Here is a 19,384-nt window from a genome sequence, read left to right as displayed (position 1 = left end):
ATCTCATAAAAACAAAAAAGTAGAGAAAAATGCTATTTTCTCTACTTTTTTAAGCTGTTTTTATTCTGAACGTTTTCTTCTAAAATTGAAAAATAGTGTTCTTTCTAATAAATATATTCTGTAACAGACAATTTTTCCTCAGGTTTATTTTCTTCATTAGGAACTGAGTAATGCGTATTTCTTACAGGATAATCGCCGTTATATTCATAAACGGTTCTAAAAGTTTCCTTAGAAACCTTGTTAGGTTCCTTGGGGTTAGTCCCTATTTCGGTTTGCTTGATAATATTGTTTTTACCTACCCCCATTGTAAAATAATCCGGATATAAATCTCTAACTGTAGGAGAAAACAAAGGGTTTATTTTATTATCATATTCATAAGTAATAACAATGTCATAATCTTTATAATCTTTATACTCTTGTTTTACTACATTCCCATTAGCATCTAAAGTATATGTACGTGATGAATATATTTTTTTGTTTTCTACAAATCTCTCTTTACTAGCGATTATTTTGTTTCCTTCACTATACTGATAGTTTACTTCTTCATAATTATCCTGACGGTAACGAGTTAGTTTTTTAATGACTCTCCCATTGCCATCATATTGATATTCTGTTGTTGAAGGAGTGCTATTATATTTAGATTTAGACACTTTTCGTTCTAATTTTCCTTTATTGTAAAAGAATGAAACTTCGGTATCTCCATATCTCTCTTTTACAGGGCGTTTGCCTTCATATTCATATTCTGTAACAGAAGAATACGAAACTGTATCCGCTTGATAGTGTGTATAAGATTCTTTCTTAGGGCGGGCATCGTCATACAATTCAAATATACGTTCTACCCGAAGATAAGGACTTGTTGAAATAATTTTCTTAGGATGTTTAGCTGAAACACCTTCCTCACTTCCCCCATTGTCCTTATTACAAGCTACAAAAGTAGCTATTGCTATTAAAGCTAAAAATATTTTCTTCATCGTTTAAAAAGTATTTGTTAATCGGTACAAAAATACACACTTTTTTGTTCCCCACCAAATATTTCATCATCTTTTTTTGTTTTACATATAACACAAACCATTTGCCAACCTTCCCGCTCGTGCAGCTCACACTACTCGTCTGGCTCACACCTTACTCTGTTAATTCTCTAATTTTCCAGCCCGTCCAGCTCACACCTAATCTGCTAATTTTCTAATTTTCTAATTTCCAAATTTGCTAAATCTCCTTTCTGTCACACTCCTCCCTAGTACCTATTTCCTAAGACCTCACACCACCCCATTTTCTCATTCCCAAATTTCCTAATTTAACTGCCGGTGTGGCTTGCACCCCCCATTTTCTCATTCTCCAATTTGCTAATTCTCTAATTATCTCTTCTCCTTTCCGTCGCCACATTCCCCTTTTTTCGTTGCTCTCTACTCGTCACTACACCCCCTCTCCTTGGGAGAAGTCTCCGAATAGGAGAGTATGTGAACGAGGTGAGGATTCTCTTTCTTTCGCCTCGAAACCCCGTTTTTAACATTTTTTGCGTTGTTGTATCACAGTATGAATCAACTACTTATATACCCTTTCTATACCAATCGTCCAAGATTCGTATAAGCTTCCTATAAGCTCTCTATAAGCTAAGAGCACCCTCCTTATAGCTCATTTTTTACTTTTTATCTGAACTACTTCTTCCGAACTTCTTCGTTTCCTTCCGAACCCCTCAACTCTCCAAATTTGCTAATTCAACAGCCTGTGTGGCTCACACCGCCTATGCCGCTCGCACCTTTGACAAAGTTAAATATTTCTAGTATTATTGGCTTTTTCAGGCAACTTGTTGCCTATTTGTTCGATTTTTTTTAAAGATTTGTACGATTTCTGTAGCGTAAGCTACACACTATATAAAAGACTAAAAACAGCCTTTAAAAAGAATTTTACACAATAAAAAAGGGCTTGCCGTTGGCAAGCCCTTTTTTATAATTTACGAACCTAATAAACTGCAATATTATTCAGTAGCTTCAGCAGTAGCCTCTGGTTTAACTTCGGCTGTAGCTGGAGTTTCTTCAGCAGTTGCTTTCTTTCTACCACGACGGGTAGTTTTCTTCTTAGCGGTTTTAGCTACGTTGTAAGTAGTATTGTAATCTACAAACTCAATCATAGCCATTTCAGCGTTATCACCCAAACGGTTTCCTAATTTAATGATACGAGTGTATCCTCCTGGGCGGTCGCCTACCTTTACAGCCACTTCTTTGAAAAGCTCGGTAACAGCATATTTATTGCGTAATCTACTAAAAGCGATACGACGGTTGTGAGTGGTATCTTCTTTAGATTTGGTTACCAAAGGCTCTACAAATAGTTTTAAAGCCTTTGCTTTTGCCAAAGTAGTGTTAATGCGTTTATGCTCAATCAGTGAGCTCGCCATATTGGCAAGCATTGAATTTCTGTGAGCAGTTTTTCTTCCTAAATGATTAATTTTATTTCCGTGTCTCATTTTTCCTTAGTTAAAATATCGCAAGAGCGAGTTAATCTTTATCCAATTTATACTTCGAGGTGTCCATACCAAACACTAAACCTTTATTGACTACCAACTCATCAAGCTCAATTAATGATTTCTTTCCGAAGTTTCTAAACTTCATCAAATCGGCTTTATTGAAAGATACCAAATCACCTAATGTTTCTACTTCGGCAGCTTTCAAACAATTGAGTGCACGAACGGATAAGTCCATATCCACCAACTTAGTTTTTAGTAACTGGCGCATATGCAATGATTCTTCATCATAAGTATCAGTTTGTGCTATTTCATCAGCCTCTAAAGTAATTCTCTCGTCAGAGAACAGCATAAAGTGATGAATGAGTGTTTTTGCAGCTTCTGTGAGTGCTTGTTTAGGGTGTATAGACCCATCGGTTTTAATTTCAAAGACTAACTTCTCGTAGTCTGTTTTTTGTTCAACACGATAATTTTCAATAGAATATTTCACATTTTTAATAGGGGTAAAAATTGCATCAGTAGCAATTACACCTATCGGCGCATTTGGTTTTGCATTTTCCTCAGCCGAAACATAACCACGTCCTTTTTCAATAGTAACCTCTATTGTAAAAGAAGCTGAAGAATCCATATTGCAAATCACCAAATCAGTATTTAATACTTGAAAACCTGAAAGAGCTTTTTGAAAATCACCGGCAGTCAATTGTCTTTTACCAGAAACAGTAATAGTTGCTGTTTCGTTTTCTATATCCTCAATCTGGCGTTTAAAACGTATTTGTTTCAAATTGAGAATAATTTCAGTAACATCTTCTCTTACTCCTGATATAGTAGAAAATTCGTGTCCTACTTTATCAAATTTCACAGAAGTGATTGCAAAACCTTCTAACGAAGAAAGCATAACTCTTCGTAATGCGTTACCTATTGTTAAACCATACCCTGGCTCCAAAGGGCGAAACTCAAATCGTCCTTCGAAATCAGATGATTCAATCATTATAACTTTATCTGGTTTTTGGAAGTTGAATAATGCCATAATTTGACTGCTGTCTTTATTATTATTTAGAGTACAACTCTACGATTAACTGTTCTTTAATATTTTCAGGAATCTGAATACGTTGAGGTACTGCTACGAAAGTACCTTCCATTTTTTCAGGATTCCAAGTGATCCATTCGTATACAGCACTATGAGCTGCCAATGAATTTTCGATCACACTTAAAGATTTTGATTTTTCGCGAACGCCTACTACATCACCTGGTTTAAGAGAGTAAGACGGAATGTTTACAATATTTCCGTTTACAGTGATGTGACGGTGAGATACCAATTGGCGGGCTGCGCTACGAGTAGGAGCAATGCCCATACGGTATACTACGTTGTCTAAGCGAGATTCGCAAAGTTGAAGAAGTACCTCACCGGTAATACTTTTACTTCTTTTTGCTTTTTCATATAGATTATGGAATTGTTTTTCTAAAATACCATAAGTATATTTAGCTTTTTGTTTTTCTTGTAGCTGGATAGCATATTCAGAGCGTTTTGCTCTACGGCGTGCCAAACCGTGTTGTCCGGGAGGATAGTTTTTTCTTTCAAAAGATTTATCATCTCCGAAGATAGCTTCACCAAATTTACGAGCTATTTTTGTTTTTGGTCCTGTATATCTTGCCATTTTAAATTGTTTAAATGAAAGGTAGTTATGAATTAAGGCATTCCTTCGATAACAACTCACCTTTCTTACTTGTTAGTATTGAAATTAGACTCTACGTTTTTTAGGAGGGCGACATCCGTTATGAGGTAGTGGAGTAACGTCGATAATTTCGGTTACTTCTATACCTGCATTATGGATAGTACGGATAGCAGATTCTCTACCGTTACCTGGTCCTTTCACGTATACTTTTACTTTTTTAAGACCTGCGTCAAAAGCAACTTTAGCTGCATCTTCTGCGGCTACTTGGGCAGCGTAAGGAGTGTTCTTTTTAGACCCTCTGAAGCCCATTTTCCCTGCTGATGACCACGCAATTACATCTCCTTTTTTGTTGGTAAGAGAAATGATAACATTGTTAAAAGTAGCTGAAACGTGTGCTTCGCCTACTGACTCAACCACTACTTTTCTCTTCTTAGAGACTTTTGCATTCTTTGCATTTTGTTTTGCCATACTCTACTACTTATTATTTAGTTGCTTTTTTCTTGTTCGCAACAGTTTTTCTTTTACCTTTTCTTGTACGAGAATTGTTTTTAGTTTTTTGTCCGCGCAAAGGCAATCCGTTACGATGGCGGATACCGCGATAACAACCGATATCCATCAAACGTTTGATGTTCAATTGGATTTCGGAGCGCAATTCTCCTTCAATTTTATAAGACGCAACCACTTCGCGAATACGAGTGATTTCATCATCATTCCATTCGCTTACTTTTGTGTCTTCGTTTACTTGAGCTCTACTTAAGATTTCTTTAGCTCTACTTTTTCCAATACCAAAAATATAGGTTAAACCAATAACCCCTCTTTTGTTTTTTGGTAAGTCAATACCTGCAATTCGTGCCATAATTATCCTTGTCGTTGTTTAAATTTAGGATTTTTCTTGTTAATTACGTACAATCGTCCTTTTCTGCGCACAATGATGCACTCTGAACTTCTTTTTTTAATTGATGCTCTAACTTTCATTTCGTTTTGTTTATATCAATAGAGTGCGCAAAACTACAATTTTTTTTTGTAATAGCCACATTTTTAGCTCACAAAAATGCAATTATACATTCCACTCACTCATTTTTAAGCATAAAAAACCATATTCAAGATACTGAATACAAATGCTTTATGCTAAAAATACTACAAATAAAAAATTCTTTTTTATGATTATAATTTCTCACAGATACTACTAAAATAGGAGAATATCTGTGAGAAACTAACAACCAAAATATTGGAAGAATTCTCTTAATTAACTAATAACGGTAAGTGATACGAGCTTTACTTAGGTCGTAAGGACTCATTTCAAGTTTCACTTTATCACCAGGAAGAAGCTTGATGTAGTGCATACGCATTTTTCCTGAGATGTGGGCAATCACTACGTGACCGTTATCCAATTCAACTCTGAACATTGCGTTAGACAAAGCTTCTACAATGGTTCCGTCTTGCTCAATTGCTGCCTGTTTAGCCATATATTAATTAAGATACTTTTCTGTTTTTACCTGTTTTCATCAAACCATCATAATGGCGATTGAGCAGATATGAATTTACTTGTTGCATAGTATCAATAGCAACCCCTACTAAGATGAGTAGTGAGGTACCACCATAGAACAATGCCCATTGGTCTTGCATTCCGATGATTTTGAGCAGTGAAGGAAATATCGCTACCAAGGCTATAAATATAGAACCTGGGAGAGTGATGAGCGACATAATTTTATCTAAATAGTCGCCTGTTTCTTTACCTGGTCGTATGCCTGGGATGAAACCTCCACTGCGTTTTAGGTCATCAGCCATTTTGTTTGTAGGCACTGTGATTGCAGTATAGAAATACGTGAAGAGTATAATCATAGCTGCAAAGAGTAGGTTGTACCAAAATCCGAAGACGTTTGAGAAGGCTGCTTGAACGCTTTTTGCAAATTCTGATTGTGATAGTCCGGCTACAGTAGCTGGGATAAACATCAAGGCTTGAGCGAAGATGATAGGCATTACCCCTGCAGCGTTAATTTTTAAAGGAATATATTGGCGAGCTCCGAAGATGTTTCTCTCGTTAGTAGTTCCTCCATCAGCTGTTCTGCGTGCATATTGTACTGGGATTTGTCGTACTGCTTTGATTAGATAGATACAAAGCAGAATGATTACGAACCAGAGGATAATCTCGATAAGAATCAATAGGGGACCTCCATTACCTGTAAGGCGAGAGGCTGTTTCAGACAAGAATGCACGAGGCAAACGGGCGATGATACCTACCATAATGAGGAGGGAGATACCGTTACCTATTCCTTTATCGGTGATTTTCTCACCTAACCACATTGCAAAAATAGTTCCTGTTACTAAGATAAGCACTGCTGGAACAATAAAATTGAGTCCCTTACCTAAAAGGAAGGCAGAATCAGGGACTCCTAATCTATTGATACCGTATAAGTATACAGGTGCTTGTACAATACATATTGCAATAGTAAGCCATCGAGTGATTTGGTTTATCTTTCTTCGTCCGCTTTCACCTTCTTTTTGTAGTTTTTGGAGATAAGGAATAGCGATTCCCATCAACTGTACTACGATAGAAGCCGAGATGTAGGGCATAATCCCGAGTGCGAATACTGAGGCATTAGAGAAAGCGCCCCCTGTAAAAGCGTTGAGGATGTCAAGCAATCCGCCACCTGAGGTTTTCGTTGCTAACTCGTGGAGTTGAGCGGAGTCGATACCAGGGAGGACGATGTGAGCTCCAAAGCGATAAACTAACAAAATTCCGAGAGTTAAAATAATTCTATTTTTTAACTCTTCAATTTTCCAAATGTTGGTCAGGTTCTCGATAAACTTCTTCATAAATTAAATATTACAAGGTTACAGCTTCACCACCAGCTGCTTCGATAGCAGCTTTAGCACTTGCTGTAAACTTATGAACAGATATTTTTAGCTTAGATTTTAGTTCTCCACCACCTAATATTTTCACCAAGTCAGTTTTTTTAATGAGGTTTAGTTGAACTAAGATTTCAAGGTCTACTTTATCAGTAATTTTACCATTATCAACGAGTTCTTGTAGTCTACCCAAGTTGATACCTACGTATTCTTTACGGTTAAAGTTTTTAAAACCGAATTTTGGTACGCGTCTTTGGAGGGGCATTTGTCCACCTTCGAAGCCAATCTTATTAGAAAAGCCTGAACGAGATTTAGCTCCTTTATGACCACGGGTAGCGGTTCCACCTTTACCGGAACCTTGACCGCGACCTACGCGCTTCCCTTCTCTGTGAATTGAACCCTGTGCGGGTTGTAAATTACTCAAGTTCATAACTTTGTATAAAAAATATTATTTAACTTCTTCTACAGAAATTAAGTGTTTTACCTTATTGATCATACCAAGGATACTTGGTGTAGCTTCGTGTTCCACGGTTCTACCGATTTTGGTAAGTCCTAAAGCCTCAAGAGTAAGTTTTTGGTCTTTTGGACGTTTGATGCTACTTTTAATTTGTGTTACTCTAAGTTTTGCCATTGCTATAAAAAATTAACCTTTAAACAATTTTTCTAAAGAGATGCCACGTTGAGCAGCAACAGTTTTAGCGCTACGCAACTGCAATAAAGCATCGAAAGTAGCTTTTACCACGTTGTGAGGGTTAGAAGAACCTTGTGATTTAGAAAGTACGTTATGGATACCTACTGATTCCAATACGGCACGTACTGTACCTCCTGCGATTACTCCGGTACCCTCAGTAGCTGGTTGTAAGAATACACGAGCTCCGCCGTATTTTCCTTTTTGTTCGTGGGGCAAGGTAGTACCGTTAAGAGGGATACGCACTAAGTTTTTCTTAGCGTCTTCTACTGCTTTAGCAATAGCTTCAGAAACCTCTTTAGATTTTCCTAAGCCGTGACCAACCACGCCGTTTTCGTCGCCTACTACAACGATAGCAGAGAAACCGAAAGCGCGACCACCTTTAGTTACTTTAGTAACACGTTGTACTCCTACCAAACGGTCTTTCAATTCCAAACCACTTGGTTTTACATATTCTACATTTTTATATTTCTGATACATAGTTATTAGAATTTAAGTCCGCCTTCTCTAGCACCGTCGGCTAATGATTTTACACGTCCGTGGTAAAGGTATCCCCCGCGATCGAAGGATACTTTTTCGATACCTTGTTTTAAAGCTTTTTCAGCAATAGCTTTACCGACCAATGCTGCTTTTTCAGTTTTAGTACCTTTGGCGGCACTAATTTCTTTATCACGTGAAGATGCAGCCAACAGAGTAGTTCCTTTAGTATCGTCTATGATTTGTACATAGATTTCATTATTACTTCTGAAAACAGCCAAACGAGGTTGTTCAGCAGTACCTTTTACTACTTTTCTGATTCTGCTTTTAATACGTTGTCTTCTTTCTATTCTTGATAATGCCATTGTTCTAACTATTAAGCTGATTTACCTGCTTTTCTTCTCAATACTTCGCCTACGAATTTCACACCTTTACCTTTGTAAGGTTCAGGTTTACGGAAGCTACGGATTTTGGCCGCTACTTGACCGAGTAGTTGTTTATCGTGAGAAGTTAATTTAATGATTGGGTTTTTACCTTTCTCGTTGATTGTCTCGAGTTTAATTTCGCTTGGCAATTCGAGAATGATGTTGTGAGAGAAACCGAGGGCTAAGTCTAGCTTTTGACCTTGGTTAGCTGCACGGTATCCAACCCCTACTAACTCTAATTCTTTAGTGAATCCTTCAGAAACGCCTACGACCATATTGTTTACTAAGGCACGGTATAGACCGTGTTTAGCGTTTTGGTCTTTAGTGGTATCTTTAGTTTCAAACACTAAATGTCCATCTTCTTGCTTTACAGCAATGTCTTTAACCTCTTGGGTTAATTCGCCTAATTTCCCCTTTACGGTTACAACGTTATCTTTGATAGTAACGGTAACGCCTGCGGGAATATTGATGGGTGCTTTACCTATTCTTGACATTCTTTATTGTCTTTTTATTGATTAGTAAACGTAACAAATTACCTCTCCACCGATATTGAGCTCTCTAGCTTTTTTACCTGTCATCACGCCTTGTGATGTAGAGATGATAGCAATACCCAATCCGTTTAATACGCGAGGTAGGTTATCAGCGCCCGCGTACTTTCTCAGACCTGGGCGGCTGGCTCTTTCAATATGCCTAATAACGGGTTCTTTAGTCACTTTGTCGTATTTCAAAGCTATTTTGATGGTACCTTGTACGGTAGAGTCATCAAATTTGTAGCTAAGGATGAATCCTTGGTCGAAAAGGATTTTAGTAATTTCCTTTTTGAGTTTAGATGCAGGGATTTCTACGACTCTATGACCTGCGCTATTAGCATTTCTAATTCTTGTTAAATAATCTGCGATAGGATCTGTATACATAAATTTGTCCTTTTAAATTATTACCAACTTGCTTTTTTTACACCAGGAATTAATCCTTTGTTTGCCATTTCGCGGAATAACACACGTGAAATTCCAAAAGTGCGCATATACCCTTTAGGGCGTCCCGTAAGTTTGCAACGATTGTGCAGACGGACAGGAGAAGCATTTTTAGGGATTAGCTGAAGTGCTTCATAATCACCAGCTTCTTTTAGAGCTTTGCGTTTAGCAGCGTATTTAGCTACTAACTTTTGACGTTTCACCTCGCGGGCTTTCATTGATTCTTTAGCCATATACTTAGTTCTTTTTAAAAGGTAATCCTAATTCGCTTAATAATGATTTAGCTTCTTTATCAGTGTGCGCTGATGTAACGAAGGTAATATCCATACCTGCAATCTTGTTGATTTTATCAATGTCGATTTCAGGGAATATGATTTGTTCGGTAACACCTAAGTTGTAGTTACCTCTACCATCGAAGCCATTTGCTTTCACGCCTTGGAAGTCTCTTACACGAGGAAGAGCTGTAGTGATAAGGCGGTCTAAGAACTCATACATTCTTTCGCCACGAAGGGTAACTTTGGCACCGATAGCCATACCTTTACGGAGTTTGAAAGAAGCTACGTCCTTTTTAGAATAAGTGGCAACAGCTTTCTGACCAGTAATTTTGGTAAGTTCGTCTACAGCATAGTCGATTTGTTTTTTATCGGCTACGGCTGAACCAACACCGCGGCTCACAACTATTTTTTCAAGTTTAGGAACCTGCATTACGTTTTTATAGCCAAATTCTTCTTTTAGAGCCGCAATGACGCGCTCTTTGTATTCTTGTTTTAATCTAGGTACGTAAGCCATATTATATTACTACATTAGATTTTTTAGAAATTCGCACTTTTTTACCGTCACGTACTTCGAATCCTACACGAGTAGTTTTTTTCGTTTTAGGGTCGATGAGGGCGAGGTTAGAAATGTGAATAGATGCTTCTTTTTCTACGATTCCACCTTGAGGTTTTTGAGCGTTAGGTTTGGTGTGTTTTTTCACCAGATTAACTCCCTCAATAATCGCTCTGTTCTTCTCGCGATCTACACGTAATACTTTGCCTTCTTTACCTTTTTCGTCTCCAGCAATTACTTTTACGGTATCTCCAGTTTTAATTTTTAGTTTCATCATTTACTTTAGTTAAAAATTAAAGCACTTCTGGTGCTAATGAAACGATCTTCATAAATTGTTTATCACGAAGTTCTCTCGCTACAGGTCCGAACACACGGGTACCTCTCATTTCACCAGCTGCGTTCAAGAGAACGCAAGCGTTTTCATCAAATCGGATATAAGAACCATCGGCACGGCGTACTTCTTTTTTAGTTCTTACTACCACCGCGGTAGAAACTTGTCCTTTTTTAACGTTTCCGTTAGGGGTAGCTTCTTTGACGGTAACTACAATCTTATCGCCAACAGAGGCGTATCGGCGCTTAGTACCACCGAGTACACGGATTGTTAGCACTTCTTTAGCGCCAGTATTATCGGCTACTTTTAGTCTTGATTCTTGTTGTACCATAATTACTTAGCTCTTTCAATGATTTCTACTAATCTCCAACATTTGGTTTTGCTCAATGGACGTGTTTCCATTATGCGCACAGTATCACCAATGTTGCAATCGTTTTTTTCGTCGTGCGCAACATATTTTTTAGTGCGCAACACGAACTTACCATACATAGGGTGTTTTACACGTTTCACTTCTGAAACTACGATAGATTTATCCATTTTGTTGCTTGTAACAACCCCTATTCTTTCTTTTCTTAAATTTCTTTTTTCCATAAGGCAGGTTCGAATTATTGTAATTCTCGTTTAGTTAGCTCACAAGCCAATCTCGCGATAGTTCTTCTTACATTACGTAATTGAATTGGTTTTTCCAATGACGAAATTGCGTGTGCCATTTTCAAATCTGCATACGATTTCTTAAACTCACCAAGCTTTTCTTGTAGCTCAGTTATTGTCAATTTGTTAATTTCAGACTGTTTCATTGTTCTTTAATTAATTTTGATAATCTCTTGCTACAACGAATTTTGTTTTGACAGGTAGCTTTTGAGCTGCGAGGCGTAGCGCTTCTTTAGCTACGTCGAGTGGCACACCGCCTACCTCAAACATTATTCTTCCTGGTTTTACTACGGCTACCCAGTATTCTACGGCACCTTTACCTTTACCCATACGTACTTCCAAAGGCTTTTTGGTAATAGGTTTATCTGGGAAGATTTTGATCCAAAGTTGACCTTCACGTTTCATATAACGGGTAGCAGCTACACGAGCTGACTCGATTTGGCGAGAAGTGATGAATGCTGAATCTAACGATTTAATTCCGAAAGTACCATTAGAAAGGAGCGCACCGCGGTGAGCTACGCCTTTCATTCTGCCTTTTTGTTGTTTACGATATTTCGTTCTTTTTGGCTGTAACATCTTTCTTGTTCTTTAAAAAATTACTTTTTGCGACGCGCTCTTTTGGGTGCACCAGCAGGCTTGTCAGTTGATTTACCAGAGAAATTTCCACCGGTGGCTTTTTTAGTCATACCTACGAGTGGTGATAGTTCTCTTTTACCATAGATTTCGCCTTTCATAATCCACACTTTGATGCCCATACGGCCATAAGTAGTGTGAGCTTCGTCAATAGCGTAATCAATATCAGCTCTAAAGGTTGAAAGAGGGATACGACCTTCTTTAAAGCTTTCGGAACGAGCCATTTCAGCTCCATTCAAACGACCTGAAATCATTACCTTGATACCTTCGGCGTTCATACGCATAGCAGAAGCGATAGCCATTTTGATAGCGCGTTTGTAAGAAACACGACCTTCGATTTGGCGAGCGATGCTTGCAGCAACAAGAGCTGCGTCGAGCTCAGGGCGTTTGATTTCAAAAATGTTGATTTGGATGTCTTTACCGGTGATTTTCTTAAGTTCTTCTTTCAACTTGTCTACCTCCTGGCCACCTTTACCGATGATGATACCAGGGCGAGCGGTGGTGATAGTAACGGTTACAAGTTTAAAAGTACGTTCGATAATCACGTGAGCAACACTAGCTTTAGATAAACGAGCGAGAACATATTTTCTGATTTTGTCGTCTTCAGCGAGTTTATCTCCGTAATCATTGCCTCCATACCAGTTAGACTCCCATCCTCTGATAATTCCTAGGCGATTTCCGATTGGATTTGTCTTTTGTCCCATAGTTTATCTTAGCTTTCTGTGTTAAAATTTTTAGCTCCAAGCACCAAAGTTATGTGGTTAGAGCGTTTTCTAATTCTGTGTGCTCTTCCTTGTGGAGCTGGGCGTAAGCGTTTAAGGATAGCGCCACCATCCACGCGGATTTCTTTGATGAATACTCCTGCTTCTTCCAAGTTAGCGTCCTCGTTTTTAGCTTGCCAGTTAGCGATAGCTGAAAGCAACAATTTTTCTAAACGAGCGGCTGCTTCTTTTTGGTTGAATTTCAAAATAGCCAAAGCTTTGTCTACTTGCTGTCCACGTACTAAATCCGCTACTAAGCGCATTTTTCGAGGAGAAGTAGGGCAGTTATTTAACTTCGCGAAAGCCAAGCTTTTTTTAGCTTCTTTAATTTCGTCTGCTCTTAATTTTTTTCTAACTCCCATAGCCTTAATTATTTTTTACCTTTATTTTTTGCACCTGCGTGTCCACGGAAGGAACGAGTAGGTGAAAATTCTCCTAATTTATGTCCCACCATATTTTCAGTGATGTATACAGGGACAAACTGACGACCGTTGTGAACTGCAATAGTTTGGCCAACGAAGTCTGGAGTAATCATAGAAGCGCGTGACCAAGTTTTGATAACGTTTTTCTTACCAGACTGTATATTTTGTTGGATTTTCTTTTCCAAGCTATAGTGAACGTAAGGTCCTTTTTTTAATGAACGTGCCATTTGTTAGTCTCTTATTTTTTTCTGCGTTCTACAATATACTTATTACTTGCTTTGGTTTTAGAACGAGTTCTATAACCTTTTGCTGGGATACCTTTACGTGAGCGTGGGTGACCACCGGTAGCACGACCTTCACCACCACCCATTGGGTGATCGACAGGGTTCATAACTACTGCACGGGTACGAGGACGGCGTCCTAACCAGCGTGAGCGACCTGCTTTACCTGAAAGTACCAATTGGTGATCGGAGTTTGATACGGCTCCTATGGTTGCGAGGCAAGTGAGGAGGATCATACGGGTTTCACCTGAAGGTAGCTTTACAGTAGCATACTTACCATCTTTTGCCATTAGTTGGGCAAAAGTTCCTGCAGAACGAGCGATGTTAGCTCCTTGTCCAGGGCGCAATTCAATACAAGAAATTACAGTACCGAGAGGGATTTGAGAGAGCGGCATTGCGTTACCGATTTCAGGGGCGATGTTTTCTTGACCTGAAACGATTACTTGATCTACTTTCAAACCAGCGGGAGCGATGATGTAACGCTTTTCACCGTCGGTGTATTGAACGAGAGCAATAAACGCTGTTCTGTTTGGGTCGTACTCGATAGAAACTACTTTGGCGTCTACGCCGAATTTGTTTCGTTTGAAGTCGATGATACGGTACTTTTTCTTATGACCACCACCAATGTAACGCATGGTCATTTTTCCTTGATTGTTTCTACCACCGGTCTTTTTCAACGGAACGAGCAAGCTCTTTTCCGGCTTATCAGTAGTAATGGTGTCGAATTCGTTTACTACTCTAAAACGCTGACCGGGGGTAATCGGTTTTAATTTTCTAACTGACATTTTTGTCTATTTGTTAAATACTTATATATTACTATAAAAATCTATAGTTCCATCTTCTACTTGCACAACTGCTTTTTTAACAGCGTTAGTTTTAGCGATTTGCAAGCCTGTTTTTGTATAACGAGTAGATCGTTTAGGTCCGTAGTTAAGAGTACGTACGGATTTCACTTTAACGCCATAAGTAGCTTCAACTTCATTTTTGATTTGAATCTTGTTAGCGTCCTTAGCTACTACGAACGTATAGCAGTTTCTCAACTCGCTATTGTCGTTTGCTTTTTCTGTATTTACAGGTTTAATTAATACGCTCATTTCCTTCTTATTTTGTTAAAATTGACTCTAAAACTGCTACTGAACTCTCAGTAAGTACTACGTTTGAAGCATTCACTAATTGATAAGTGTTTAACTCTGAAGCGGTTACTACACTTGAAGTAGGTACGTTACGAGAGGACAAATATACATTATTATTTGTATTTGGTAACACAAAAAGTGATTTTTTATTTTCTAAGCCCAAAGATTTTACAACTGCGGTGAAATCTTTAGTTTTTGGAGCGTCGAAATTTAAATCTTCAACTACAACGAGGGCTTGGTTTTGTAGTTTAGCGCTGAGGGCAGAACGGCGAGCCAAGCGTTTTACGTTTTTAGTAAGTTTTTGTGTATAGTCTTTAGGACGAGGACCGAATATGCGACCACCACCCACAAATACAGGAGATTTTACGCTACCTGCACGAGCTGTACCAGTACCTTTTTGTTTTTTAATTTTGCGAGTACTTCCAGCCACTTCGTTTCTTTCTTTAGCCTTGTGAGTACCTTGACGTTTGTTAGCTAAATAGCGTTTAACATCTAAGTATACTACGTGATTGTTAGGCTCGATACCGAACACAGCATCAGAAAGGGTTACCTTTCTACCTGTTTCTTTTCCTTTTATGTTTAATACTGCTACTTCCATTATTTGTGAATAGTTACGTAAGCATTTTTGTGACCTGGGATACAACCTTTTACAACTAAAAGATTTTTCTCAGCAACCACTTTCAATACTTTCAAGTTTTGTACTGTTACCTTTTCAGCTCCCATACGCCCAGCCATACGCATACCTTTGAATACGCGAGAGGGATAAGACGAAGCGCCTACTGAACCTGGTGCTCTGAGGCGGTTATGCTGACCGTGAGTAGTTTGACCTACTCCGCCAAAACCGTGGCGACGCACTACCCCTTGGAAACCTTTACCTTTAGAAACGCCTGTGATATCCACAAACTCTCCTTCGGTGAAGAAATCGACGGTGATAGTATCACCTAATTTGTAATTGTCTTCAAAACCTTGGAATTCAACAACTTTTTTCTTTACAGAAGTACCTGCTTTTTTGAAGTGACCAAGCTCTGCTTTGGTAGCACGTTTTTCTGCTTTGTCATCGAAACCAAGTTGAAGAGCATCATAGCCATCAACCTCTTTGGTTCTGACTTGGGTAACTACGCAAGGACCTGCTTCAATGATGGTACAAGGTATATTTTTACCGTTCTCATCAAAAATGCTGGTCATTCCTACTTTTTTTCCGATTAACCCAGACATAAAATTAAATATTAAATTAGTTATTAGTTCTTTTTAATTGACAATTAACAATTGATAATTGACAATTATTATAATGGTTCAGGGTCAAAAAATGCCCGAGGCTTTTTAACCCTGAATCATTTTTATCCGTTTTTCCCTAACCCGCAGTTTCGGGACATTTTAGTAAAGTTATCAAACTTTGATTTCTACTTCTACACCACTTGGCAATTCCAATTTCATCAAAGCATCAATAGTTTTTGATGACGAGCTATAGATATCTAAAAGACGTTTATGAGAGCTCAATTGGAACTGTTCACGTGCTTTTTTATTTACGTGAGGTGAGCGCAACACAGTAAAGATTTTTTTGTGTGTAGGTAATGGAATAGGTCCTGTAACTACTGCACCTGTTGCTTTTACTGTTTTTACGATTTTCTCAGCAGATTTGTCTACCAAGTTGTGGTCGTAAGATTTTAACTTTATTCTTATTTTTTGTTGATTACTCATTTTTTCAATAAATTAGTTGCCTCTGGCGTTTTTAATTACTTCGTCTGCAATGTTTGAAGGAGTTTCGGCATAGTGAGAGAACTCCATTGTAGAAGTAGCACGACCTGATGAAAGAGTGCGAAGCGCTGTTACATAACCGAACATTTCTGATAGTGGAACAAATGCTTTGATTACTTTAGCACCGTTACGATCGTCCATATTATTTACTTGGCCACGACGGCGGTTCAAGTCTCCTACGATATCACCCATATTTTCTTCTGGAGTAATAACTTCCAACTTCATAATTGGCTCCATCAATACAGCTTTTGCAGCGCGAGCAGCTTCTTTGTACCCCAATTTGGCTGCCAACTCGAATGACAATGAATCTGAATCGACAGGGTGGAATGAACCATCGATAAGAACGATTTTCATCGCGTCCATTTCGAATCCTGCCAAAGGTCCGTTCTTCATTGCTTCTTTGAAACCTTTTTCAACTGATGGAATATACTCTTTAGGAATGTTACCACCTTTGATTTCGTTTACGAACTCAAGACCTACTTTGCCTTCTTCAGCTGGTTCCATACGGAATACGATGTCGGCAAATTTACCACGTCCACCTGTTTGTTTTTTGTAGACTTCGCGGTGATCAGCTTTAGCAGTGATAGCCTCTTTATACTCTACTTGAGGTTGTCCTTGGTTTACTTCTACTTTGAACTCGCGTTTGAGGCGGTCTACGATGATATCCAAGTGTAACTCACCCATTCCTGAGATGACAGTTTGTCCAGAAGCTTGGTCTGTCTTCACTTGGAAGGTAGGGTCTTCTTCAGCTAATTTAGCCAATGCCATACCGAGTTTATCAATATCGGCTTTAGTTTTAGGTTCTACTGCAATACCAATTACTGGATCAGGGAATACCATACTTTCGAGTACGATAGGATATTTCTCATCGCAAAGGGTATCACCTGTTTTGATATCTTTAAATCCTACTGCTGCCCCTATATCACCTGCTTCGATGTATTCGATAGGGTTTTGCTTGTTAGCGTGCATTTGGTAGATACGAGAAATACGCTCTTTGTTACCTGAACGGGTGTTCAATACGTAAGAACCTGCATCGAGGTGACCAGAATAAGCGCGGAAGAATGCTAAACGACCTACGTAAGGGTCAGTAGCAATCTTGAATGCCAAGGCTGCAAAAGGAGCGTCAACGGATGGCTTGCGGAGTGCAGGCTCACCTGTTTCAGGATTAGTACCCTCAATAGCTTCTTTATCAAGCGGTGATGGCAAATAACGACATACCGCATCAAGCATAAATTGTACTCCTTTATTTTTGAATGATGAACCGCATACCATAGGAATGATAGCCATATCCATTACTGCTGCGCGCAATGCCTTATGGATTTCGTCTTCAGTAATTGAGCTTTCATCTTCCATAAATTTCTCAAGTAATCCTTCGTCATAGCCCGCTACTTCTTCAATTAATTGAGCGCGGTATTTGGCTACATCCTCTTTCATATCGGCAGGAATTTCTACTACGTCGAAAGTAGAACCTGAATTTTCTTCGTGCCATACGATGGCGCGGTTTTTAATCAAATCTACAACACCTTTGAAATCTGCTTCGTCACCGATAGGCAATACGATAGGAACCGCGTTAGATTTGAGCATATCTCTCACCTGGTTGCAAACGTTGAGGAAATTAGCTCCTTGACGGTCCATTTTGTTTACAAACCCAATACGAGGTACTTTGTAGTTATCAGCCAAACGCCAGTTGGTTTCCGATTGAGGTTCTACCCCATCAACGGCAGAGAAAAGGAATACTAAGCCGTCAAGTACACGTAAGGAACGGTTTACCTCAACGGTAAAATCGACGTGGCCTGGGGTATCGATAATGTTGAAGTGATACTCTTTGGCATCGGCGGTAGGTTTACCATTTTCGGTAGGAAAGTTCCATTTACAGGTAGTAGCCGCTGAAGTAATAGTAATACCGCGTTCAGCCTCTTGTTCCATCCAGTCCATAGTAGAAGCACCATCGTGTACTTCACCAATTTTGTGCGTTTTACCGGTATAGAAAAGGATACGCTCGGTAGTAGTGGTTTTACCGGCATCGATATGCGCGGCAATACCTATGTTTCTTGTATATTTTAAATCTCTACTCATCGTGTTTTATTAGAATCTAAAGTGTGAGAATGCCTTGTTAGCTTCAGCCATACGGTGCGTATCCATTTTTTTCTTCACAGCAGCACCTTCTTCTTTAGAGGCAGCGATAATTTCGGCAGCCAATTTCTGAGCCATTGATTTCTCATTGCGTTTACGAGCGAAACCGATGAGCCATTTCATCGCCATAGACACTTTGCGGTCTGGGCGGATTTGCATAGGAATTTGGAAGGTAGCACCACCCACGCGGCGTGAACGCACCTCAACGTGAGGCATCACATTGCTAAGAGCGTCTTTCCAAACTTCTAATGCCGACTTTTCGTCGTTATTCTTCTTTTGTTCTACGATGTCAATTGCGTCGTAGAATACTTTAAAAGCCACTGACTTTTTACCGTCCCACATAAGGTTATTCACGAAACGCGTAACCAATTGGTCGTTAAACTTAGGGTCTGGTAAAAGGGGGCGTTTTTTAGCCTGTCTTTTTCTCATTTCTTTTCAGTTAAAAGATTTTGTGTGTTAAATTACTTTTTCTTTTTGTCGGCGGGAGCTGCTTGTCCTGGTTTAGGGCGTTTCGCACCGTATTTAGAACGGCGTTGCGTTCTACCTGCTACACCAGCCGTATCGAGAGCACCACGAACAATGTGGTATCTAACACCTGGTAAATCTTTTACCCTTCCGCCTCGTACCAATACTATCGAGTGCTCTTGGAGGTTGTGACCTTCACCAGGTATGTAAGCGTTCACCTCATTGCCATTAGTCAAGCGAACACGAGCTACTTTACGCATAGCAGAGTTCGGCTTTTTAGGCGTTGTGGTGTACACACGTGTACATACACCTCGGCGTTGTGGGCACGAATCCAAAGCAACCGATTTACTCTTCTTGGTAATTCTGGTTCTTCCTTTTCGTACTAATTGTGAAATTGTTGGCATAATTTACAATACTATATATTTGTTTATTTGTTTACTTGTTGTCAG

Annotated in this window: 33 protein-coding genes; all 33 read right to left on the bottom strand. The window is 39.1% G+C overall.

Going from position 1 to position 19,384, the window contains the following annotated elements; all coding sequences use genetic code 11:
- Positions 1 to 104: 104 nt before the first annotated feature.
- Positions 105 to 971, bottom strand: a complete 867-nt coding sequence (locus tag HW279_RS05315) for a peptidoglycan-binding LysM (RefSeq protein ID WP_178958233.1) — start codon at positions 969 to 971, stop codon at positions 105 to 107.
- A 1,004-nt stretch (positions 972 to 1,975) separates the two neighbouring features.
- A complete protein-coding gene (rplQ, locus tag HW279_RS05310; RefSeq protein ID WP_178958232.1) occupies positions 1,976 to 2,461 on the bottom strand; it encodes a 50S ribosomal protein L17 in 486 nt (161 codons plus the stop codon).
- A 31-nt stretch (positions 2,462 to 2,492) separates the two neighbouring features.
- Positions 2,493 to 3,485 carry a DNA-directed RNA polymerase subunit alpha gene (locus HW279_RS05305; RefSeq protein ID WP_002675075.1) on the bottom strand — a complete coding sequence of 331 codons (993 nt, stop codon included), beginning with the start codon at positions 3,483 to 3,485 and terminating at the stop codon, positions 2,493 to 2,495.
- Positions 3,486 to 3,507: 22 nt separating this feature from the next.
- Complete coding sequence (gene rpsD, locus HW279_RS05300; RefSeq protein ID WP_002675073.1) at positions 3,508 to 4,113, bottom strand: 30S ribosomal protein S4; 606 nt, start codon at positions 4,111 to 4,113, stop codon at positions 3,508 to 3,510.
- Between the two features lie 84 nt (positions 4,114 to 4,197).
- Positions 4,198 to 4,599, bottom strand: a complete 402-nt coding sequence (gene rpsK, locus HW279_RS05295; RefSeq protein WP_002679512.1) for a 30S ribosomal protein S11 — start codon at positions 4,597 to 4,599, stop codon at positions 4,198 to 4,200.
- 13 nt (positions 4,600 to 4,612) lie between these two features.
- On the bottom strand, positions 4,613 to 4,987 hold the full coding sequence (rpsM, locus tag HW279_RS05290; RefSeq protein ID WP_002675068.1) for a 30S ribosomal protein S13: 375 nt from the start codon (positions 4,985 to 4,987) through the stop codon (positions 4,613 to 4,615).
- Positions 4,988 to 4,989: 2 nt separating this feature from the next.
- Entirely contained in the window at positions 4,990 to 5,106 is a 117-nt protein-coding gene (gene ykgO / locus HW279_RS05285; RefSeq protein ID WP_002676536.1) for a type B 50S ribosomal protein L36, read from the bottom strand.
- Between the two features lie 275 nt (positions 5,107 to 5,381).
- A complete protein-coding gene (infA, locus tag HW279_RS05280; RefSeq protein WP_002675066.1) occupies positions 5,382 to 5,597 on the bottom strand; it encodes a translation initiation factor IF-1 in 216 nt (71 codons plus the stop codon).
- A 7-nt stretch (positions 5,598 to 5,604) separates the two neighbouring features.
- A complete protein-coding gene (gene secY / locus HW279_RS05275) occupies positions 5,605 to 6,948 on the bottom strand; it encodes a preprotein translocase subunit SecY (protein ID WP_002675064.1) in 1,344 nt (447 codons plus the stop codon).
- Positions 6,949 to 6,958: 10 nt separating this feature from the next.
- Positions 6,959 to 7,411, bottom strand: a complete 453-nt coding sequence (rplO, locus tag HW279_RS05270) for a 50S ribosomal protein L15 (RefSeq protein WP_009751575.1) — start codon at positions 7,409 to 7,411, stop codon at positions 6,959 to 6,961.
- Between the two features lie 18 nt (positions 7,412 to 7,429).
- Positions 7,430 to 7,612, bottom strand: coding sequence for a 50S ribosomal protein L30 (gene rpmD / locus HW279_RS05265; protein WP_002675060.1), 183 nt, complete (start codon positions 7,610 to 7,612; stop codon positions 7,430 to 7,432).
- A 12-nt stretch (positions 7,613 to 7,624) separates the two neighbouring features.
- Complete coding sequence (rpsE, locus tag HW279_RS05260; protein WP_002675058.1) at positions 7,625 to 8,149, bottom strand: 30S ribosomal protein S5; 525 nt, start codon at positions 8,147 to 8,149, stop codon at positions 7,625 to 7,627.
- A gap of 5 nt (positions 8,150 to 8,154) precedes the next feature.
- Positions 8,155 to 8,511 (bottom strand): 50S ribosomal protein L18, encoded by a 357-nt coding sequence (gene rplR / locus HW279_RS05255; protein ID WP_002679484.1) that lies wholly within the window; start codon positions 8,509 to 8,511, stop codon positions 8,155 to 8,157.
- An 11-nt stretch (positions 8,512 to 8,522) separates the two neighbouring features.
- Complete coding sequence (rplF, locus tag HW279_RS05250; protein WP_178958231.1) at positions 8,523 to 9,065, bottom strand: 50S ribosomal protein L6; 543 nt, start codon at positions 9,063 to 9,065, stop codon at positions 8,523 to 8,525.
- 21 nt (positions 9,066 to 9,086) lie between these two features.
- Complete coding sequence (gene rpsH, locus HW279_RS05245; RefSeq protein WP_002675052.1) at positions 9,087 to 9,485, bottom strand: 30S ribosomal protein S8; 399 nt, start codon at positions 9,483 to 9,485, stop codon at positions 9,087 to 9,089.
- A gap of 20 nt (positions 9,486 to 9,505) precedes the next feature.
- A complete protein-coding gene (rpsN, locus tag HW279_RS05240) occupies positions 9,506 to 9,775 on the bottom strand; it encodes a 30S ribosomal protein S14 (RefSeq protein WP_002675050.1) in 270 nt (89 codons plus the stop codon).
- Between the two features lie 4 nt (positions 9,776 to 9,779).
- Positions 9,780 to 10,331 carry a 50S ribosomal protein L5 gene (rplE, locus tag HW279_RS05235; RefSeq protein WP_002675047.1) on the bottom strand — a complete coding sequence of 184 codons (552 nt, stop codon included), beginning with the start codon at positions 10,329 to 10,331 and terminating at the stop codon, positions 9,780 to 9,782.
- A gap of 1 nt (position 10,332) precedes the next feature.
- Positions 10,333 to 10,647 (bottom strand): 50S ribosomal protein L24, encoded by a 315-nt coding sequence (gene rplX, locus HW279_RS05230; protein ID WP_002675045.1) that lies wholly within the window; start codon positions 10,645 to 10,647, stop codon positions 10,333 to 10,335.
- A 16-nt stretch (positions 10,648 to 10,663) separates the two neighbouring features.
- A complete protein-coding gene (gene rplN, locus HW279_RS05225) occupies positions 10,664 to 11,032 on the bottom strand; it encodes a 50S ribosomal protein L14 (RefSeq protein ID WP_002675043.1) in 369 nt (122 codons plus the stop codon).
- A 2-nt stretch (positions 11,033 to 11,034) separates the two neighbouring features.
- On the bottom strand, positions 11,035 to 11,292 hold the full coding sequence (rpsQ, locus tag HW279_RS05220) for a 30S ribosomal protein S17 (protein ID WP_002675041.1): 258 nt from the start codon (positions 11,290 to 11,292) through the stop codon (positions 11,035 to 11,037).
- Positions 11,293 to 11,306: 14 nt separating this feature from the next.
- Entirely contained in the window at positions 11,307 to 11,498 is a 192-nt protein-coding gene (rpmC, locus tag HW279_RS05215) for a 50S ribosomal protein L29 (RefSeq protein ID WP_002675028.1), read from the bottom strand.
- Between the two features lie 10 nt (positions 11,499 to 11,508).
- Positions 11,509 to 11,928: a 50S ribosomal protein L16 gene (rplP, locus tag HW279_RS05210; protein ID WP_178958230.1), complete on the bottom strand. Its 420-nt coding sequence runs from the start codon at positions 11,926 to 11,928 to the stop codon at positions 11,509 to 11,511.
- A 20-nt stretch (positions 11,929 to 11,948) separates the two neighbouring features.
- Entirely contained in the window at positions 11,949 to 12,689 is a 741-nt protein-coding gene (rpsC, locus tag HW279_RS05205) for a 30S ribosomal protein S3 (RefSeq protein WP_002679516.1), read from the bottom strand.
- Positions 12,690 to 12,697: 8 nt separating this feature from the next.
- On the bottom strand, positions 12,698 to 13,108 hold the full coding sequence (rplV, locus tag HW279_RS05200) for a 50S ribosomal protein L22 (protein ID WP_002675020.1): 411 nt from the start codon (positions 13,106 to 13,108) through the stop codon (positions 12,698 to 12,700).
- 8 nt (positions 13,109 to 13,116) lie between these two features.
- Positions 13,117 to 13,395 (bottom strand): 30S ribosomal protein S19, encoded by a 279-nt coding sequence (gene rpsS, locus HW279_RS05195; protein ID WP_002675018.1) that lies wholly within the window; start codon positions 13,393 to 13,395, stop codon positions 13,117 to 13,119.
- An 11-nt stretch (positions 13,396 to 13,406) separates the two neighbouring features.
- The gene (gene rplB / locus HW279_RS05190; protein ID WP_002675016.1) at positions 13,407 to 14,234 is read right to left on the bottom strand and encodes a 50S ribosomal protein L2; all 828 of its coding nucleotides are present in this window, start codon (positions 14,232 to 14,234) and stop codon (positions 13,407 to 13,409) included.
- 21 nt (positions 14,235 to 14,255) lie between these two features.
- Positions 14,256 to 14,543 carry a 50S ribosomal protein L23 gene (gene rplW, locus HW279_RS05185; RefSeq protein WP_002675014.1) on the bottom strand — a complete coding sequence of 96 codons (288 nt, stop codon included), beginning with the start codon at positions 14,541 to 14,543 and terminating at the stop codon, positions 14,256 to 14,258.
- Between the two features lie 7 nt (positions 14,544 to 14,550).
- A complete protein-coding gene (gene rplD / locus HW279_RS05180) occupies positions 14,551 to 15,180 on the bottom strand; it encodes a 50S ribosomal protein L4 (RefSeq protein ID WP_002675013.1) in 630 nt (209 codons plus the stop codon).
- Positions 15,180 to 15,797, bottom strand: a complete 618-nt coding sequence (gene rplC, locus HW279_RS05175; protein ID WP_002675012.1) for a 50S ribosomal protein L3 — start codon at positions 15,795 to 15,797, stop codon at positions 15,180 to 15,182. Before rplC ends, rplD begins: the two co-directional genes overlap by 1 nt.
- Positions 15,798 to 15,968: 171 nt before the next feature.
- On the bottom strand, positions 15,969 to 16,280 hold the full coding sequence (gene rpsJ / locus HW279_RS05170; protein WP_009417400.1) for a 30S ribosomal protein S10: 312 nt from the start codon (positions 16,278 to 16,280) through the stop codon (positions 15,969 to 15,971).
- 12 nt (positions 16,281 to 16,292) lie between these two features.
- Positions 16,293 to 18,413 (bottom strand): elongation factor G, encoded by a 2,121-nt coding sequence (fusA, locus tag HW279_RS05165; protein WP_178958229.1) that lies wholly within the window; start codon positions 18,411 to 18,413, stop codon positions 16,293 to 16,295.
- 9 nt (positions 18,414 to 18,422) lie between these two features.
- Positions 18,423 to 18,899 carry a 30S ribosomal protein S7 gene (gene rpsG, locus HW279_RS05160; protein ID WP_106095968.1) on the bottom strand — a complete coding sequence of 159 codons (477 nt, stop codon included), beginning with the start codon at positions 18,897 to 18,899 and terminating at the stop codon, positions 18,423 to 18,425.
- A gap of 32 nt (positions 18,900 to 18,931) precedes the next feature.
- A complete protein-coding gene (rpsL, locus tag HW279_RS05155; protein WP_002675007.1) occupies positions 18,932 to 19,339 on the bottom strand; it encodes a 30S ribosomal protein S12 in 408 nt (135 codons plus the stop codon).
- Between the last annotated feature and the right edge of the window lie 45 nt (positions 19,340 to 19,384).

This window comes from Capnocytophaga sp. oral taxon 903, assembly GCF_013394785.1.
GTDB classification, from domain to species: Bacteria; Bacteroidota; Bacteroidia; order Flavobacteriales; family Flavobacteriaceae; genus Capnocytophaga; species Capnocytophaga ochracea.
Note: the sequence above shows the minus strand (reverse complement) of the source record. Positions and strands in the feature narration are given on the sequence as shown.

Excerpts from the sequence above, each read along its gene's own strand:
- rpsJ (WP_009417400.1), bottom strand. The coding sequence starts at position 16,280 with ATGAGTAATCAACAAAAAATAAGAATAAAGTTAAAATCTTACGACCAC.
- rpsG (WP_106095968.1), bottom strand. The coding sequence starts at position 18,899 with ATGAGAAAAAGACAGGCTAAAAAACGCCCCCTTTTACCAGACCCTAAG.
- rplB (WP_002675016.1), bottom strand. The coding sequence starts at position 14,234 with ATGTCAGTTAGAAAATTAAAACCGATTACCCCCGGTCAGCGTTTTAGA.
- rplD (WP_002675013.1), bottom strand. The coding sequence starts at position 15,180 with ATGGAAGTAGCAGTATTAAACATAAAAGGAAAAGAAACAGGTAGAAAG.
- rplN (WP_002675043.1), bottom strand. The coding sequence starts at position 11,032 with ATGGTACAACAAGAATCAAGACTAAAAGTAGCCGATAATACTGGCGCT.
- rpsM (WP_002675068.1), bottom strand. The coding sequence starts at position 4,987 with ATGGCACGAATTGCAGGTATTGACTTACCAAAAAACAAAAGAGGGGTT.
- rplV (WP_002675020.1), bottom strand. The coding sequence starts at position 13,108 with ATGGGAGTTAGAAAAAAATTAAGAGCAGACGAAATTAAAGAAGCTAAA.
- rpsH (WP_002675052.1), bottom strand. The coding sequence starts at position 9,485 with ATGTATACAGATCCTATCGCAGATTATTTAACAAGAATTAGAAATGCT.
- rpsL (WP_002675007.1), bottom strand. The coding sequence starts at position 19,339 with ATGCCAACAATTTCACAATTAGTACGAAAAGGAAGAACCAGAATTACC.
- rpsK (WP_002679512.1), bottom strand. The coding sequence starts at position 4,599 with ATGGCAAAACAAAATGCAAAGAATGCAAAAGTCTCTAAGAAGAGAAAA.
- rpsE (WP_002675058.1), bottom strand. The coding sequence starts at position 8,149 with ATGTATCAGAAATATAAAAATGTAGAATATGTAAAACCAAGTGGTTTG.
- rpsS (WP_002675018.1), bottom strand. The coding sequence starts at position 13,395 with ATGGCACGTTCATTAAAAAAAGGACCTTACGTTCACTATAGCTTGGAA.
- HW279_RS05315 (WP_178958233.1), bottom strand. The coding sequence starts at position 971 with ATGAAGAAAATATTTTTAGCTTTAATAGCAATAGCTACTTTTGTAGCT.
- rplW (WP_002675014.1), bottom strand. The coding sequence starts at position 14,543 with ATGAGCGTATTAATTAAACCTGTAAATACAGAAAAAGCAAACGACAAT.
- rplX (WP_002675045.1), bottom strand. The coding sequence starts at position 10,647 with ATGATGAAACTAAAAATTAAAACTGGAGATACCGTAAAAGTAATTGCT.
- rplF (WP_178958231.1), bottom strand. The coding sequence starts at position 9,065 with ATGTCAAGAATAGGTAAAGCACCCATCAATATTCCCGCAGGCGTTACC.
- rpsQ (WP_002675041.1), bottom strand. The coding sequence starts at position 11,292 with ATGGAAAAAAGAAATTTAAGAAAAGAAAGAATAGGGGTTGTTACAAGC.
- rpsD (WP_002675073.1), bottom strand. The coding sequence starts at position 4,113 with ATGGCAAGATATACAGGACCAAAAACAAAAATAGCTCGTAAATTTGGT.
- infA (WP_002675066.1), bottom strand. The coding sequence starts at position 5,597 with ATGGCTAAACAGGCAGCAATTGAGCAAGACGGAACCATTGTAGAAGCT.
- rplE (WP_002675047.1), bottom strand. The coding sequence starts at position 10,331 with ATGGCTTACGTACCTAGATTAAAACAAGAATACAAAGAGCGCGTCATT.
- rpsC (WP_002679516.1), bottom strand. The coding sequence starts at position 12,689 with ATGGGACAAAAGACAAATCCAATCGGAAATCGCCTAGGAATTATCAGA.
- rpsN (WP_002675050.1), bottom strand. The coding sequence starts at position 9,775 with ATGGCTAAAGAATCAATGAAAGCCCGCGAGGTGAAACGTCAAAAGTTA.
- secY (WP_002675064.1), bottom strand. The coding sequence starts at position 6,948 with ATGAAGAAGTTTATCGAGAACCTGACCAACATTTGGAAAATTGAAGAG.
- fusA (WP_178958229.1), bottom strand. The coding sequence starts at position 18,413 with ATGAGTAGAGATTTAAAATATACAAGAAACATAGGTATTGCCGCGCAT.
- rpmC (WP_002675028.1), bottom strand. The coding sequence starts at position 11,498 with ATGAAACAGTCTGAAATTAACAAATTGACAATAACTGAGCTACAAGAA.
- rplC (WP_002675012.1), bottom strand. The coding sequence starts at position 15,797 with ATGTCTGGGTTAATCGGAAAAAAAGTAGGAATGACCAGCATTTTTGAT.
- rplP (WP_178958230.1), bottom strand. The coding sequence starts at position 11,928 with ATGTTACAGCCAAAAAGAACGAAATATCGTAAACAACAAAAAGGCAGA.
- rplR (WP_002679484.1), bottom strand. The coding sequence starts at position 8,511 with ATGGCATTATCAAGAATAGAAAGAAGACAACGTATTAAAAGCAGAATC.
- rplQ (WP_178958232.1), bottom strand. The coding sequence starts at position 2,461 with ATGAGACACGGAAATAAAATTAATCATTTAGGAAGAAAAACTGCTCAC.
- rpmD (WP_002675060.1), bottom strand. The coding sequence starts at position 7,612 with ATGGCAAAACTTAGAGTAACACAAATTAAAAGTAGCATCAAACGTCCA.
- ykgO (WP_002676536.1), bottom strand. The coding sequence starts at position 5,106 with ATGAAAGTTAGAGCATCAATTAAAAAAAGAAGTTCAGAGTGCATCATT.
- rplO (WP_009751575.1), bottom strand. The coding sequence starts at position 7,411 with ATGAACTTGAGTAATTTACAACCCGCACAGGGTTCAATTCACAGAGAA.
- HW279_RS05305 (WP_002675075.1), bottom strand. The coding sequence starts at position 3,485 with ATGGCATTATTCAACTTCCAAAAACCAGATAAAGTTATAATGATTGAA.